The organism is Streptomyces sp. NPDC056883 (genome assembly GCF_042788835.1).
GTDB classification, from domain to species: domain Bacteria; phylum Actinomycetota; class Actinomycetes; order Streptomycetales; family Streptomycetaceae; genus Streptomyces; species Streptomyces stoeckheimensis.
Genome location: NZ_JBHUBS010000003.1, coordinates 252,218 through 266,840, shown reverse-complemented (window position 1 = coordinate 266,840; position 14,623 = coordinate 252,218). Strand labels below are relative to the sequence as shown.

Annotated in this window: 14 protein-coding genes; 7 read left to right on the top strand and 7 right to left on the bottom strand. The window is 72.7% G+C overall.

Going from position 1 to position 14,623, the window contains the following annotated elements; genetic code table 11:
* Positions 1-258: 258 nt before the first annotated feature.
* The 3 genes from aceB to ACFRU2_RS10245 all read right to left on the bottom strand — a co-directional run bounded on the left by aceB (position 259) and on the right by ACFRU2_RS10245 (position 2,940).
* Positions 259-1,875: a malate synthase A gene (gene aceB / locus ACFRU2_RS10255; RefSeq protein WP_382970187.1), complete on the bottom strand. Its 1,617-nt coding sequence runs from the start codon at positions 1,873-1,875 to the stop codon at positions 259-261.
* A gap of 262 nt (positions 1,876-2,137) precedes the next feature.
* Positions 2,138-2,707, bottom strand: a complete 570-nt coding sequence (locus tag ACFRU2_RS10250; protein WP_382970819.1) for an NTP transferase domain-containing protein — start codon at positions 2,705-2,707, stop codon at positions 2,138-2,140.
* An 8-nt stretch (positions 2,708-2,715) separates the two neighbouring features.
* Complete coding sequence (locus ACFRU2_RS10245; protein WP_382970185.1) at positions 2,716-2,940, bottom strand: hypothetical protein; 225 nt, start codon at positions 2,938-2,940, stop codon at positions 2,716-2,718.
* Between the two features lie 89 nt (positions 2,941-3,029).
* On the opposite strand from ACFRU2_RS10245, the gene ACFRU2_RS10240 reads away from it, so the two are divergent.
* On the top strand, positions 3,030-4,517 hold the full coding sequence (locus ACFRU2_RS10240; RefSeq protein ID WP_382970182.1) for a PLP-dependent aminotransferase family protein: 1,488 nt from the start codon (positions 3,030-3,032) through the stop codon (positions 4,515-4,517).
* A 129-nt stretch (positions 4,518-4,646) separates the two neighbouring features.
* Positions 4,647-5,627: a hypothetical protein gene (locus ACFRU2_RS10235; RefSeq protein WP_382970179.1), complete on the top strand. Its 981-nt coding sequence runs from the start codon at positions 4,647-4,649 to the stop codon at positions 5,625-5,627.
* A 62-nt stretch (positions 5,628-5,689) separates the two neighbouring features.
* Here ACFRU2_RS10235 and ACFRU2_RS10230 read toward each other — a convergent pair whose 3' ends face one another.
* Positions 5,690-6,325, bottom strand: a complete 636-nt coding sequence (locus ACFRU2_RS10230; protein WP_250740518.1) for a response regulator transcription factor — start codon at positions 6,323-6,325, stop codon at positions 5,690-5,692.
* Positions 6,322-7,584, bottom strand: coding sequence for a sensor histidine kinase (locus tag ACFRU2_RS10225; RefSeq protein ID WP_382970175.1), 1,263 nt, complete (start codon positions 7,582-7,584; stop codon positions 6,322-6,324). The genes ACFRU2_RS10230 and ACFRU2_RS10225 overlap by 4 nt, the downstream gene beginning before the upstream one ends.
* A gap of 134 nt (positions 7,585-7,718) precedes the next feature.
* Here ACFRU2_RS10225 and ACFRU2_RS10220 point away from each other — a divergent pair, with 134 nt between their 5' ends.
* Both ACFRU2_RS10220 and ACFRU2_RS10215 read left to right on the top strand, forming a co-directional pair.
* Complete coding sequence (locus ACFRU2_RS10220; RefSeq protein WP_382970172.1) at positions 7,719-8,807, top strand: ABC transporter permease; 1,089 nt, start codon at positions 7,719-7,721, stop codon at positions 8,805-8,807.
* Positions 8,804-9,496, top strand: coding sequence for an ABC transporter ATP-binding protein (locus ACFRU2_RS10215; protein WP_382970169.1), 693 nt, complete (start codon positions 8,804-8,806; stop codon positions 9,494-9,496). Before ACFRU2_RS10220 ends, ACFRU2_RS10215 begins: the two co-directional genes overlap by 4 nt.
* Positions 9,497-9,565: 69 nt before the next feature.
* Here the strand turns inward: ACFRU2_RS10215 and ACFRU2_RS10210 are convergent, their stop codons facing one another.
* Positions 9,566-10,369: an IclR family transcriptional regulator gene (locus tag ACFRU2_RS10210; protein ID WP_250740510.1), complete on the bottom strand. Its 804-nt coding sequence runs from the start codon at positions 10,367-10,369 to the stop codon at positions 9,566-9,568.
* 337 nt (positions 10,370-10,706) lie between these two features.
* On the opposite strand from ACFRU2_RS10210, the gene allB reads away from it, so the two are divergent.
* The 3 genes from allB (at position 10,707) to ACFRU2_RS10195 (ending at position 13,757) form a co-directional block, all read left to right on the top strand.
* On the top strand, positions 10,707-12,041 hold the full coding sequence (gene allB / locus ACFRU2_RS10205) for an allantoinase AllB (RefSeq protein WP_382970816.1): 1,335 nt from the start codon (positions 10,707-10,709) through the stop codon (positions 12,039-12,041).
* Between the two features lie 2 nt (positions 12,042-12,043).
* Positions 12,044-13,162: an allantoicase gene (gene alc, locus ACFRU2_RS10200; protein WP_266885207.1), complete on the top strand. Its 1,119-nt coding sequence runs from the start codon at positions 12,044-12,046 to the stop codon at positions 13,160-13,162.
* A 139-nt stretch (positions 13,163-13,301) separates the two neighbouring features.
* Positions 13,302-13,757: a pyridoxamine 5'-phosphate oxidase family protein gene (locus tag ACFRU2_RS10195; protein ID WP_382970166.1), complete on the top strand. Its 456-nt coding sequence runs from the start codon at positions 13,302-13,304 to the stop codon at positions 13,755-13,757.
* 64 nt (positions 13,758-13,821) lie between these two features.
* Here the strand turns inward: ACFRU2_RS10195 and ACFRU2_RS10190 are convergent, their stop codons facing one another.
* A complete protein-coding gene (locus ACFRU2_RS10190; protein ID WP_382970164.1) occupies positions 13,822-14,556 on the bottom strand; it encodes an SDR family NAD(P)-dependent oxidoreductase in 735 nt (244 codons plus the stop codon).
* Positions 14,557-14,623: the final 67 nt, after the last annotated feature.

The following is a 14,623-nucleotide window of genomic DNA, read 5'->3' as shown; positions in this document are numbered from 1 at the left end:
GGAACAACTCCGGCGCATGGCGGGGTAAGTGGGGGTTACCTCCGGCCGGTGGCAATCGGAAAGGTGCCACCCCGCGCGTTGTTACCGCTAGGTACAGGTAAGTTACGAACAAGTAACAACCGACCGGTCGTTCGGCGCCGCCCGGTCCGAGGCGTCGGACGCGCCGCTCGCGGACGCACGACAGCGCCCCCGGAGCCGGAGGCTTCGGGGGCGCTGTCGTGGTTTCGGCTGCTGTGCGATTCAGCCGAAGGCGGGGTGTCAGCCGATGAGCTGGTCGTACGCGGGGAGGGTGAGGAAGTCCGCGTAGTCGGCGTCGAGCGAGACCTGGAGGAGGAGGTCGTGGGCCTGCTGCCACTTGCCGTTCTCGAAGGCCTCGTCGCCGACCTCGGTGCGGATCGCGGCGAGTTCGGCGGCCGCGACCTCGCGGGCGAGATCGGCGGTGGCGAGCTTGCCGTTCTCGAAGACCACGCCGGCGTTGATCCACTGCCAGATCTGCGAGCGCGAGATCTCGGCGGTGGCGGCGTCCTCCATCAGGCCGAAGATGCCGACGGCGCCGAGGCCGCGCAGCCACGCCTCGATGTAGCGGATGCCGACCTGGACGGCGTTGCGCAGGCCGTCGTACGTGGGCTTCGCGTCGAGGGAGTCGATCGCGATGAGCTCGCCGGGGGCGACGGAGACGTCCTCGCGGAGGCGGTCCTTCTGGTTGGGCTTCTCGCCCAGGACGGCGTCGAAGGAGGCCATCGCGATCGGGACCAGGTCGGGGTGGGCGACCCAGGAGCCGTCGAAGCCGTCGCCGGCCTCACGGTCCTTGTCGGCCTTGACCTTCTCGAAGGCGACCTTGTTGATCTCCGCGTCCTTGCGGGACGGGATGAAGGCCGCCATGCCGCCGATGGCGTGCGCGCCGCGCTTGTGGCAGGTCTTGACGAGGAGCTCGGTGTACGCCCGCATGAAGGGGGCGGTCATCGTCACCGCGTTGCGGTCCGGCAGGACGAACTTCTCGCCGCCGTCACGGAAGTTCTTGACGATGGAGAAGAGGTAGTCCCAGCGGCCGGCGTTCAGGCCCGCCGCGTGGTCGCGCAGCTCGAAGAGGATCTCGTCCATCTCGTACGCGGCCGTGATCGTCTCGATCAGGACGGTCGCGCGGACGGTGCCCTGCGGGATGCCGACGTAGTCCTGGGCGAAGACGAAGATCTCGTTCCAGAGGCGCGCCTCCAGGTGGGACTCGGTCTTCGGCAGGTAGAAGTACGGACCCTTGCCGAGGTCGATCAGGCGCTGGGCGTTGTGGAAGAAGTACAGGCCGAAGTCGACCAGGGAGCCGGAGGCCGGGCCGCCCTCGAACTGCAGGTGGCGCTCCTCCAGGTGCCAGCCGCGGGGGCGCATCACGACGGTGGCGAGCTCCTCGGCGGGCTTGAGGGCGTACGCCTTGCCCGTGCGGGCGTCGGTGAAGTCGATGCGGCGCTCGTAGGCGTCGATCAGGTTGAGCTGGCCGAGGACCACGTTCTCCCAGGTGGGAGCCGAGGCGTCCTCGAAGTCGGCGAGCCAGACCTTGGCGCCCGAGTTCAGGGCGTTGATGGTCATCTTGCGGTCCGTCGGACCGGTGATCTCCACACGGCGGTCGTTCAGCGCGGCCGGGGCCGGCGCCACCTTCCAGTCGCCCTCGCGGACCTGTGCGGTGTCCGGGAGGAAGTCGAGCGTGGAAGTGCGGGCGATCTCGGCGCGGCGCACGGCGCGGCGGGCGAGGAGCTCGGCACGGCGGGGGGCGAACCGCCGGTGCAGCTCCGCGACGAAGGCGAGGGCCGCGTCGGTGAGGACCTCGTCCTGCCGGGGCAGGGGCTCGGCGTCGACGATGGCCAGCGACGGCGCTGGTGCGGACATATCTGTCACTCCTTCAGCGGCGGTGCCTGGCGGCCGCGGGGGAATGCTCGCGCAAGACGGCACGCAGTGCCGTCGGGTGTGGAGAGTTCCGGGATACGGTCGCGGGCGCCGTCTGGGGTTCAGGGCGCTTCTGACCAGTGGATAGTAATTTCCTCATGGTGGAAGTTCAATGGTTTGTTGATGTCGAGATTCTCTGAGTCGACAGATTCCGGTTCCCGGGCGGTTCCCGGTGGCCCTCAGTGCCATCGTGGTCACAGCCCGCTCAGGCGAGTCGTGCCAGGTCGGGAGGGGTGTCGATGTCGAAGGCCTCCGCGATGTCACCGCATTCGACCAGCGTGAGTTCGTCCGCGTGCGCCGAGAGGTGCACCCGTGCGCCCTTGTCGCCCGTGGCCGTCGCCACGATGTCCGGCCAGCGGTCCGCCCCGAACAGCACCGGGTGCCCGCGCTCGCCGTCGTAGGCCGCCGCCACCAGGCTCGCGGGGGACCGGTAGGCGGCCCGGACCCGTGCCACCGCCTCCGGGCCGATGCCCGGCTGGTCCACCAGGGAGACCAGGGCCGCGCGGGCGCCCGTACCGGCCAGCGAGGCGAGGCCGATCCGCAGGGAGGAGCCCATGCCCTCGGCCCAGTCCGGGTTGTCCGTGACCACGCAGCCGCTGAAATCGGCGCGCTCGCGCACCTCGGCCGCGGAGGCGCCGAGCACCACGTGCAGCGGGCCGCAGCCCGCCTCGCGCAGGACCCGTACGGCGTTCTCCACCAGCGGGCGGCCCCGGTAGGTCAGCAGGGCCTTCGGGCGGCCGCCCAGGCGCCGGCCGCCGCCGGCGGCGAGGAGCAGGCCGGCGATCACCGGGGGAGCGGAGCCGTCGGCTGCCGCCGCGGGTCGCGGGTGCTGCCGCTGCTGGTCTGAGGTGCTGCTGTGGTGTGACATGTCACTGATTCTCGCTCGCGTGCCCGCTCGCGCCGCAGGAGGCGTCGTACGGCGGCCAGTGCGGCCCCCGCGCGCAGGGGCTCGGCGATCCGGTTCTCGGCGGCGGTGAGCAGGTTCCGTTCGTCACGGTCGGTCAGCATCGGCGGCATCTCCTTGCCAATCGGCGGCCAATGCAGCGAGTCTGGACCTGGATTGGCCTGGCAGGCAGAGCCAATCAGGGGAGGTTGGCATGGCAAACGGGCGAGTGGTCCAGACGGCGGACAGAACGATCGGCAGCCGCCAGCTCGCGGCCCTGCTCCCGGCGGAGGTACGGGCCCGCCCCGGCTACCGGGCCCTGGCCGACGCCGTCCGCACCCTGATCCTCGACGGCCGGATCGCCCTGCACGTGCGCCTGCCCGCCGAACGCGAGCTCGCCGAGGCGATCGGAGCCAGCCGGGCCACCGTCACCGGCGCCTACGACCTCCTGCGCGAGAGCGGCTACGTCCGCAGCCGCCGCGGTTCCGGAACCTGGACCGAGCTCCCCGAAGGCCACCGCCCGGTCGGCGCGCACGCCATCGTCGGCGCCGGCGGCTACCACGCCGACGGCGACCCCGGCATCGACCTCGCCATCGCCGCCATGGGCGCCCCCGAGGACAGCCTCACCGAGGCCGTGGCCTGGGCCGCGCCCAGGCTCCCGGGCTTCGCCCGCAGCCCCGGCTACCACCCCTTCGGGCTGCCCGACCTGCGGACCGCCATCGCGGAGCGGTTCACCCGGCGGGGACTGGCGACCCGCCCGGAGCAGATCCTCGTCACGGCGGGCGCGCAGCAGGCGTTCGCCCTGGTGGTGAGCATGCTGTGCGGGCCCGGGGACCGGGTGATGACCGAGAACCCGACCTACGCCAACGCCCTGGACGCCCTGCGCCACGCACGGCTGCGCACCGGGTCGATCGCCGTCTCCGACGCGGGCTGGGACCTGGAGATCGCCGAGTCCGCGCTGCGCCAGACCGTGCCGAGGCTCGCCTACGTGATCCCCGACTTCCACAACCCGACGGGCGCGCTGATGCCGGAGGAACAGCGGCTGCGGCTGCTGGCGGCGACCCGGCGGACCGGGACCTGGCTGGTGGTCGACGAGACCATCGCCGACATCGCACTCGACGCGCCGGCGCCCGCCCCGCTGGCCTCGCTCGCGCCGAAGGGCGGGGCCGATCACGTGGTGACCATCGGCTCGCTGAGCAAGACGCACTGGGGCGGGCTGCGCGTCGGGTGGATCCGGGCCACCGCAAAGATGATCACCGAGCTGACGGCGGTACGGGTGGCGGCCGACATGACCGGCTCGGTCCTGGACCAGCTGGTGGCGCTCCCGCTGCTGGAGGGGCTGGAGCGGACGCTGCCCGCCCGGCTGGAGCGGCTGCGCGGGCAGCGCGCGGCGCTGATCGCTTCGCTGGAGCGGCACACGCCGGAGTGGTCCTGGCAGGTGCCGCCGGGCGGGCTCTCGCTCTGGGTGGACCTCGGGGAGCCGGTCAGCTCCGCGCTGGCGGACCGGGCGGCGGCGGCCGGGGTCAACATCGGGCGCGGCGCGCGGTTCGGGGTGGACCCCGGGACCTTCGAGCACCGGCTGCGGATCCCGTACACGCTGGCGGCGGAGCAGTTGGACGAGGGCGTACGGAGGCTCGCGGAGGCCTTCCACGGGGGCGTGCCGCTGCCCTCGGCGGTGGACCGGCCGTACTGGGTGGCGTAGGCCGCGGTGCAGCGGTGACCGCCCGGCCGTCCGTGTGCAAGGCGGCCGGGCCGTGGCGTGGTGCGGGGGAGCGGCCGGGCCGCCGGGGCTAGCCTCGGCGGCCGGACGACCAGGACAGGTAGGTGCGCCGTGCCCCGTTCCGCAGTTCCCGAGCCCCCGCGTACGAACCGTACGAACCGTACGAACCGTACGGGCCGTACCGGCCGCAGGGCCGGTTCCGTCCTGGTGCTGCTGGCGCTGTGTGCCATCGGGCTGGCCCCGGCCGGTGCGACAGCCGCCACCGACCCGGGATCCGGGGGCGCGGGCGGCCCGCTGTACGTCTCCGACTACGGGAACGACCGGGTGCTGCGGGTACCGCGGCGCGGCGGGCAGGACGTGGTCCCCGCCGTGGGCCTGGTCCGGCCCACGGGCATGGTGGTCGACGCCGCGGGCGATCTCTACGTGGCGGACACCGGGAACAACCGGGTCGTACGGATCCCCGCGGACGGCGGCCCCCAGGTCACGGTCGCGACGGACGGGCTCTCCCGCCCCCTCGGGCTGGCACTGGACGCCGCGGGCGACCTGTACATCGCCGACAGCTTCAACGACCGGGTCGTGGAGGTACCCGCGGACGGCAGCGGGCAGCGCACCGTACCCACCGTGGGACTCCTCCACCCCTGGGGCCTCGCCTTCGACTCCGCGGGTTCCCTCTACGTCACCGACTTCGTGAACGACCGCGTCGTCACCCTCCCCGCCGGAGGCGGCGCGCAGCGCACCCTTCCCTTCACGGGGCTCTCCCAGCCGGCCGGCATCGTCCTCGACCCGGCGGGCAACCTCTACGTCTCCGACACCGGCAACAGCCGTGTGGTGAGGCTGGCGGCCGACGGCTCCGGCCAGAGCACGGTCCCCGCGTCCGGGCTCAACGACCCGCTGGGCCTGGCCCTCGACGGGAGGGGCCGCCTCTACGTCGCGGACGCCTTCAACAACCGGGTGGTCCGCCTCGCCCCCGACGGCAGCGGCCAGACGACCCTCCCCATCACGGGCCTGAACACCCCCACGGGCCTGGCGATCCCCCCCACCCGCACCCTCCCGGCGGGCACGCACCGCGAGGGACGGTCCTGGGAACCCTGAGCCTGCGCGCCGACCGGGCGGCGCGGGCCAGGCAAGATCCGGAAGAGACGGCCTGGCTGGATCTACGGGGTGCGGATCAGGCGGCGGGTTGCTGCTGCGGCCACTGCCGAGGTGCGGGAGTCGACGCCGAGTTTCGCGTAGATGTGGACCAGGTGGGATTTGACCGTGGCCTGGCTGAGGAAGAGCTGCTTGGAGATCTGCTGGTTCGACAGGCCGTCCGCGACCAGCTGGAGGACCTCCAGTTCGCGCTTGGTCAGGGCTTCGGCAGGGGTGCGCATGCGGTCCATCAGGCGGAGCGCTACCGCCGGGGCCAGTGCCGACTGGCCGGCCGCCGCGGTGCGGACTGCCGCCGCCAGTTCCTCCGGCGGGGCGTCCTTGAGGAGGTAGCCCGAGGCGCCCGCCTCCACCGCCGCCAGGATGTCCGCGTCCGTGTCGTACGTGGTCAGGACCAGCACCCGGGGGGACGGGGACCCGGCCGTGATCAGGGCCGTGGCCGCCGAGCCGTGCATGCCGCCGCCGGGGCCGAACTGGAGGTCCATCAGGACCACGTCGACCCCGGCGGAGCGGGCCAGCTCCACCGCCCGCTCCGCCGTGGCCGCCTCCGCGACCACCTCGAAGTCCGGCTCCGTGTCCAGCACCGCGCGCAGCCCGGCCCGGACCACGGGGTGGTCGTCGGCGAGGAGCAGGCGGATCGTCATGACAGGGCCTCCGCGGGCAGGGGAAGGGTGACGGCCACGGCGGTGCCCTGGCCGGGGGCGGACTCGACCGTGAACAGGCCGCTGAGGGTCTCGGCCCGCGAGCGCATCGCCGGCAGGCCGAAGCCGCCCCCGCCCGAGGGGGCGGAGGAGGCCGCGCAGGGGTCGAAGCCCTTGCCGTCGTCGACGATGTCCAGGGTCACGGAGGAGTCCATGAAGGTCAGGGTGATCTCGGCGCGCCCGGCCTCCGCGTGCCGCACCACATTGGCCAGCGCCGACTGCGCGATCCGCAGCAGCGCCACCTCGTAGGGGGTGGGCAGAGGGCGCGGGGTGCCGCTCAGGGAGAAGCGGACCCGGGGGCCCGGAGCCCCGGTGCACAGGCGTTCCAGCGCGGCCGGCAGCGACCCGTGTTCCAGGTCCGGAGGCGTGAGGGCCCGTACGAAGCGACGCGCCTCGGCGAGGTTCTCCTGGGCGGCCTCCCGGGCCCGGCCGATGTGCGGAAGGGCTGCCGAGCCCTCGGGCAGGCTGCGCTCAGCGGCCCGGAGGAGGAGCTGGATGGACGACAGGCCCTGCGCCAGGGTGTCGTGGATCTCCCGGGCGAGCCGTTCCCGCTCCGCCAGGATCCCGGCGCTCCGCTCGGCCGCCGCAAGCTCGGCCCGGGTCGTGATGAGCTCCTCGATCAGCTCGCGGCGCCGCTCGCTCTCCCGGTACAGCGCCTGGTAGCCCAGTACGGTGGCCACCGCCACGGCGCCGCCCAGCAGCGGCCCGAGGAAGGCCCCCGGCGTCACCGCGCTGCTGTGCGCGAGGAAGCCGCCGATCGCCGCGGCCGCCGTGCCCGCGACGGCGGCCACGCCCCAGCGCAGCCGCAGTAGGTGCAGCTCCAGGAAGTACAGCGGGAAGGCGATCCACAGCCCGTCGGGGGAGACCACCAGCAGCGCGGCCCAGGCCGTGCACAATCCGGCCAGCCAGACCGCCCCGGCGCGCGCCGAGCGGTGCACCGCGGGGGTCCGTACGCCCGCGAGGTACACGGCGGCCAGCACCGCGCAGGCCGCGACCACCCAGCCGGCCTGCGGCGCGGAGTCGGCGACGGCCCGCCCGGCGGCGAGGGCGAGCAGGCCGAAGAGCAGCGCGTGCAGGCACAGCCGCAGGACGCGGGAGACGGGGGTGAGGGTGCGGACGCCGGGGGCGCCGGGGACGCCTGGGGCGCCGGGTGAAGGGGGTGCAGGGAGGGCGGACGCGGTGGGCGGGAGGGGAGGAGTCATGGCCTGACCAGCGTAAGTCCGGGTCCGGGGGCCCCGGTCAACCAAAGGATTGATGTCTTGGTGCGTCCTTCGATACGAGGATCTCTACTGTGGCGCGATGCCTTGTGTCCACGCGGAAGACCAAGGTGGGGAACATGTTCGTCGCATGGAGAGATCTACGGTTCGCCAAGGGCCGTTTCGCCCTGATGGGCTCGGTCGTACTGCTGATCACGCTGCTGGTCGGCCTGTTGTCCGGGCTCACCGCGGGCCTGGCCCGGGAAAACATCTCGGCCATCACCGGCCTGCCCGCCACCACCCGCCTCGCGTTCGCCGCGCCCGCCGGGGACCAGAAGGTCTCCTTCACCAACTCCCAGGTGCCCGAGAAGGCCTGGCTGGCCTGGCGGGAGCAGCCCGGGGTGACCTCGGCGCAGCCGCTGGGCATCCGCACCACCAACGTCGTCTCGGGTGAGCGCACGGCGGCCGTGTCCGTCTTCGGCGTGGATCCGGCGGGCCCCCTCGCGCCCCGGGGGAGCGGGCTGGCCCAGGGCGGGGTGGTCCTCACGGAGAAGGCGGCCAAGGAGCTCGGCGGGCTGACCGCCGGCGCCAAGCTCAGGATCGGCCAGGTCGAGACGACCGTGGCGGCCGTCTCCGGCACCGCCGCCTACAGCCACACCCCGGTCGTCTGGATGGACCTCAACGACTGGCAGCGCGTCGGGAACCCCGGCACCTCCATCGACACCCTCGCGACCGTCGTGGCCCTGGACGGCAAGGGCGTCGACTGGGCGGCCGGCGACAAGGCCACCGGAACCACGGCGCAGACCGTCGACGAGGCCCTGAGCGCGATCGGCTCCTACACCTCCGAGAACGGCTCGCTCCAGCTGATGCGCGGGTTCCTCTTCGCCATCTCGGCCCTGGTCATAGGAGCCTTCTTCACCGTGTGGACCATCCAGCGCAGCGGGGACATCGCCGTGCTGAAGGCACTGGGTGCCTCCACCCCGTACCTCCTCAAGGACGCGCTCGGGCAGGCCGTGGTGATGCTGGCGCTCGGCACCGGTACGGGCACCGCGCTCGCGGCCGGCTTCGGAGCGCTGATCAGCGGCGGTGACGTGCCCTTCGTGCTCGACGCCGCCACCGTGCTGGTCCCGGCCGCCGTCATGATCGCGCTCGGCGCGCTGGGCGCCGCCCTGTCCATCCGGCGGATCACCGCCGTCGACCCCCTGACCGCTCTCGGGAGCGCCCGATGACCCTGCTCGTGCACGACGTCACGCTCACCTACCCGGACGGCGAGGGCCGCCTCACGGCGCTGGACGCGGTCGGCCTGGAGGTGCCCGCGGGCACCCTGACGGCGGTGGTCGGCCCCTCCGGGTCCGGGAAGTCCAGCCTGCTGGCGGTCGCCGCCACCCTCGTCACGCCCGACGCGGGCCGGGTGGTCGTGGCGGGGCAGGACACCTCGCAGCTCGGCGCGGGCGAGAAGTCGGCGCTGCGCCGGGAGAAGATCGGCATCGTCTTCCAGCAGCCGAACCTGCTGGCCTCGCTCACCGCCGCCGAACAGCTCCAGGTGATGGCCCACCTCTCCGGCCGGCCCGCGCGCGCCCTGCGCCGGCGGGCCCTGGAGCTGCTGGACGCGGTGGGACTGGCGGACAAGGCCGACAAGCGGCCGCACCAGCTCTCCGGGGGGCAGCGCCAGCGGATCAACATCGCCCGCGCCCTGATGAACGAGCCCGCCGTGCTGCTGGTCGACGAGCCCACCAGCGCCCTCGACCACGAGCGCGGCGCCGCGATACTGGACCTGCTGGTCACCCTCACCCGCGAGCGCTCCACCGCCACCGTGCTGGTCACCCACGACCACGCGCACCTGGAGCGGATGGACGCCACGGCGCTGATGACGGACGGCCGCCTGACCCTGGGCGCGGAGCCCGTCCCGGCCCCGTAGGACGTACGGGAAAGGCCCCGGTCACCCCCTCCGAGGGGGCGACCGGGGCCTTTCCCGTACGCGGGTCGCCTACGCCGGGTTCTGGCTCTGCAGGGCCACCGACAGCTCGGCCGCGACGCCCTGGAGGATCGGCACGAAGGACTCGGCCACGGCCTCGGTCACCCGGCCGGCCGGGCCGGAGATGGAGATCGCGGCGGCGGTCGGCGAGTTCGGCACGGAGACCGCCAGGCAGCGGACTCCTATTTCCTGCTCGTTGTCGTCGACGGCGTAGCCCACCCGTCGGACCACCTCCAGGGCGTCCAGGAAGCCCTCGGGGGTGGTGATGGTCTTCTCGGTCGCGGCCGGCATCCCGGTGCGCGAGAGGAGCGCCCGCACCTCGTCCGCGGGGGTGTAGGCGAGCAGCGCCTTGCCCACACCGGTGGAGTGCGGCAGCACCCGGCGGCCGACCTCGGTGAACATCCGCATCGAGTGCTTGGACGGCACCTGGGCGACGTAGACGATCTCGTCCCCGTCGAGCAGGGCCATGTTCGCGGTCTCGCCGGTCTCCTCCACCAGACGCGCCAGGTACGGGCGGGCCCAGGTGCCCAGCAGCCGCGACGCGGACTCGCCGAGGCGGATCAACCGGGGTCCGAGGGAGTACCGTCGGTTGGGCTGCTGCCGGACATAGCCGCACGCCACGAGGGTGCGCATGAGGCGATGGATGGTGGGCAGCGGCAGACCGCTGGCGGCGGAGAGCTCGCTGAGGCCGACTTCGCCCCCGGCGTCGGCCATGCGTTCGAGCAGATCGAAGGCGCGCTCAAGGGACTGGACGCCACCGCTGGCGGCGGTGGGCTTGGTGGAGGCGTCGGTGGTGCTGGCGCTGGACGTCGGCACGGGCGCGGTCCTTTCGGTGCTGGCAGGCAAGCAAGCAGCCTACCGGTCGGTCTGCGTCGGCCCTAGAGCCGGGGCAATGCCGTCCCCGCCGGTCAGAGGCGGTTTGTCCTGGTGGTGGACGTCCTCGGGAAGTTACCCGTCCGGTTCCTGGTGGTGGTAGCTACATTCTGCATAGCGAAATCTTAATTCCATCCTGTGGAAACATCCAATTGCGATACGTAGTCGTCAGTGGTCCGTCCGGGCGCTCTTGACTGGTTCCGGATCGACGTGAAGACTCCGTCAACAGAACGTTGAATTTCGCTCTGTGGAAGTAGATGGGGAGGTTCCGGTGTCCGACCTGGCTGTGGAACTGGTACTGCGCTCGACGCGCGTCATCACCCCCGAGGGGACGCGTGCCGCTTCGGTGGCCGTCGCCGGCGGGAAGATCGCGGCCGTGCTGCCGTACGAGGCCGACGTGCCGGCCGGGGCCCGGCTGGAGGACTTCGGCGACGACGTGCTCCTCCCCGGCCTGGTCGACACCCACGTCCACGTGAACGACCCCGGTCGTACCGAGTGGGAAGGCTTCTGGACGGCCACCCGCGCCGCCGCGGCCGGTGGCATCACCACCATCCTCGACATGCCGCTGAACTCGCTGCCGCCGACCACGACCACCGCCAACCTGGTGGTCAAGCAGGACGTGGCCCGGACCAAGGCGCACGTGGACGTCGGCTTCTGGGGCGGTGCGCTCCCGGACAACGTCAAGGACCTGCGTCCGATGCACGACGCCGGCGTCTTCGGCTTCAAGTGCTTCCTGTCGCCCTCCGGCGTCGACGAGTTCCCCCTCCTCGACCAGGAGCAGCTGGCCGCCTCGCTCGCCGAGATCACCGGCTTCGGCGGCCTGCTGATCGTGCACGCCGAGGACCCGCACCACCTGGAGTCCGCGCCGCAGAACCCGGGCCCCAAGTACGCCGACTTCCTGGCCTCTCGCCCCCAGGACGCCGAGAACACCGCGATCCAGAACCTGATCGACCAGGCGAAGCGACTGAACGCGCGCGTCCACGTCCTGCACCTGTCCTCCGCCTCCGCGCTGCCGCTGATCGCCGCGGCCAAGGCCGAGGGCGTGCAGATCACCGTCGAGTCCTGCCCGCACTTCCTCACCCTCACGGCCGAGGAAGTCCCGGACGGCGCCACCGAGTTCAAGTGCTGCCCGCCCATCCGCGAGTCCGCCAACCAGGACGTCCTGTGGGACGCGCTCGCCGACGGCACGATCGACTGCATCGTCTCCGACCACTCTCCCTCCACCGCGGACCTCAAGACCGGCGACTTCGCCACCGCGTGGGGCGGCATCTCCTCCCTCCAGCTGGGCCTTCCGGCCATCTGGAGCGAGGCGAAGAAGCGCGGCCGCACCCTCGAGGACGTCGTCCGCTGGATGTCCACCGCACCGGCCGCCCTCGCCGGTCTGGCGAGCAAGGGCGCGATTGAGGCCGGCCGCGACGCCGACTTCGCCGTCCTGGCCCCCGAAGAGACCTTCACCGTGGACCCGGCCCACCTGCACCACCGCAACCAGGTCACGGCGTACGCGGGCAAGACCCTGCACGGCGTCGTGAAGTCCACCTGGCTGCGCGGTACGCAGATCGCCGACCACGGCACCCCGACCGAGCCCACCGGCCGACTCCTTGAAAGGCAGAACTGACAGTGGCGATTGAATCCTTCACCGGCAACGCGAACCCGTACGGAGGCGGCGACCCGTACGCGGACTACCGCAGCGCGGACTTCCCGTTCACCCAGTACGCGAACCTCGCCGCCCGTGAGCTCGGCGCCGGTGTCATCGAGGCCAACGACGAGTTCTTCGCCCAGCGCGAGAACCTGCTGATCTCCGAGGCCGCGCACTTCGACCCCGAGGACTTCGGTCACAAGGGCAAGGTCATGGACGGCTGGGAGACCCGCCGCCGCCGCGGCATCTCCGCCACCCAGCCCTGGCCGACCCCCGAGGACCACGACTGGGCGCTCGTCCGCCTGGGCGCCCCCGGCGTCATCCGCGGCATCGTCGTCGACACCGCCCACTTCCGCGGCAACATGCCGCAGGCCGTCTCCGTCGAGGCCACCAACTGGGAAGGCGCCCTCGCGCCGACCCCGGCGGAGCTCCAGGGCGACGACATCAAGTGGACGACCATCGTCGCCCGCACCCCCGTCGGCGGCCACGCGGCCAACGGCTTCGAGATCGACTCCGAGCAGCGCTTCACGCACCTGCGCGTGAACCAGCACCCCGACGGCGGCATCGCCCGCCTGCGCGTCTACGGCGAGGTCGTGCCCGACCCGAAGTGGCTCGCGGCGCTCGGCTCCTTCGACGTGGTGGCCCTGGAGAACGGCGGCTCCGTCCAGGACGCCTCCAACCGCTTCTACTCCCCGCCGACCAACACCATCAACCCGGGCCGCTCCCGCAAGATGGACGACGGCTGGGAGACCGCCCGTCGCCGCGACAACGGCAACGACTGGATCCGCTACCAGCTCGTCGCCGAGTCCGAGATCCGCGCCGTCGAGATCGACACCGCGTACCTCAAGGGCAACTCGGCCGGCTGGGCCTCGCTGTCCATCAAGACGGGCGAGGAGGGCGAGTGGACGGAGTTCCTGCCGCGCACCCGCCTGCAGCCCGACACCAACCACCGCTTCGTGCTCGACGCCCCGGCGGTCGGCACGCACGTGCGCATCGACATCTTCCCGGACGGCGGCTTCTCCCGCCTGCGCCTCTTCGGTGCGCTGACGGAGGCCGGCACCGCCGCGCACACCGCCCGTCACCAGGAGCTGGGCGGCTGACGCCACCCTCGTGACCGCCCCGGGGGCCGACACTCCCGGGGCATGCGCGAACACCCCGCAGGGGCGCACCGTTTCGACGGTGCGCCCCTGCGGCGTTCCCGCTAGCCTGCCGCCAACGGCGGACACCCAGGGGGCCACGATGGAGCAGAGCACGCCACGCACGACGGAGCAGCGGCGGGGGGACGCGCTGGCCCGGTTCGAGAGCGACATCGACGTCTGGGTCGCCACCGCGGACGCCGAAGGCGTCGCGACCCTCGTGCCGCTCTCCTTCCGGTGGGACGGAGAGACCTTCCTGCTGTCGACGGGACGCACCCTGCCCACCGGCCGCAACCTCGCGGCGAGCGGCCGTGCCCGGCTGGCCTTCGGCATGACCCGCGACGTGGTCCTCGTCGAGGGCGCCGTGACCCGGCTGGAGGCGGCGGAGCTCGCACCCGGCGAGATCGAGGCCTTCGCGGCGCACTCCGGCTTCGACCCGAGCGGCCTCAAGACGCCCTATCCGTACTTCCGGGTCACGCCCGTGTGGATCCAGGCCTGGCGCGAGGCCGACGAGATCGCCGGCCGCGACCTGATGAAGGCGGGCCGCTGGCTGCCCTGACGACTCCGGTCGGCCTGACGGCCTGACGGCCTGACGGCCTGACGTGCCCCAGAGTCCTGACGCCCTACGCCGCGTAACCCCCGTCCACCGAGAACTCGGCGCCCGTGACGTACGCGGAGTCCGGGCCGGCGAGGAAGGAGACCATGGCGGCCACCTCCTCCGGGGTGCCGAAGCGGCCCAGTGCCGTCGCGGCCGACTGCGAAGCGGCGTAGGGGCCGTCCGCCGGGTTCATGTCCGTGTCCACCGGGCCGGGGTGGACCAGGTTCGCGGTGATCCCGCGCTCGCCGAGCTCCCGCGAGAGGGCCTTGGTCAGGCCGGTCAGCGCCGCCTTGCTCATCGCGTACAGGGTGCCGCCCGGGCCCGGCACCCGCTGGGTCATGCAGCTGCCGATGGTGACGATCCGTCCGCCCCGGCCCATCCGGCCGGCCGCGGCCCGGGAGGCCAGGAACACGCCCCGGACGTTGACCGAGAGGACCCGGTCCACCTCCGTGAGGGTGAGTCCCTCCAGGGGTCCGAGCACGCCGATCCCGGCGTTGTTGACCAGGACGTCGAGCCGGCCGAGGCTCCGTACCGTCTCCTCCACCGCCCCGGCGGCCCGCTCCGGGTCGCCCGCGTCGGCGCGCAGGACCAGGCCGCGCCGGCCGAGCGCCTCGATCTTCCCGACGACCGCCCGGGCCGCCTCCGCGTCCTCGGTGTAGGTGAGGGCCACGTCGGCCCCGTCCCGGGCCAGCCGCAGCGCGGTCGCCGCGCCGATTCCCCTGCTGCCGCCCGTCACCAGGGCCACTGAGCTGCCGTTCATGGTGTTCCTCCCGCGTGGATTGGTTGCGAGTTCAATGAAATCGCCCGGGGAGCAACGCCGCTGGCGG

Excerpts from the sequence above, each read along its gene's own strand:
- aceB (WP_382970187.1), bottom strand. The coding sequence starts at position 1,875 with ATGTCCGCACCAGCGCCGTCGCTGGCCATCGTCGACGCCGAGCCCCTG.
- ACFRU2_RS10245 (WP_382970185.1), bottom strand. The coding sequence starts at position 2,940 with ATGCTGACCGACCGTGACGAACGGAACCTGCTCACCGCCGCCGAGAAC.
- ACFRU2_RS10240 (WP_382970182.1), top strand. The coding sequence starts at position 3,030 with ATGGCAAACGGGCGAGTGGTCCAGACGGCGGACAGAACGATCGGCAGC.
- ACFRU2_RS10230 (WP_250740518.1), bottom strand. The coding sequence starts at position 6,325 with ATGACGATCCGCCTGCTCCTCGCCGACGACCACCCCGTGGTCCGGGCC.
- ACFRU2_RS10225 (WP_382970175.1), bottom strand. The coding sequence starts at position 7,584 with ATGACTCCTCCCCTCCCGCCCACCGCGTCCGCCCTCCCTGCACCCCCT.
- ACFRU2_RS10220 (WP_382970172.1), top strand. The coding sequence starts at position 7,719 with ATGTTCGTCGCATGGAGAGATCTACGGTTCGCCAAGGGCCGTTTCGCC.
- ACFRU2_RS10215 (WP_382970169.1), top strand. The coding sequence starts at position 8,804 with ATGACCCTGCTCGTGCACGACGTCACGCTCACCTACCCGGACGGCGAG.
- ACFRU2_RS10195 (WP_382970166.1), top strand. The coding sequence starts at position 13,302 with ATGGAGCAGAGCACGCCACGCACGACGGAGCAGCGGCGGGGGGACGCG.
- ACFRU2_RS10190 (WP_382970164.1), bottom strand. The coding sequence starts at position 14,556 with ATGAACGGCAGCTCAGTGGCCCTGGTGACGGGCGGCAGCAGGGGAATC.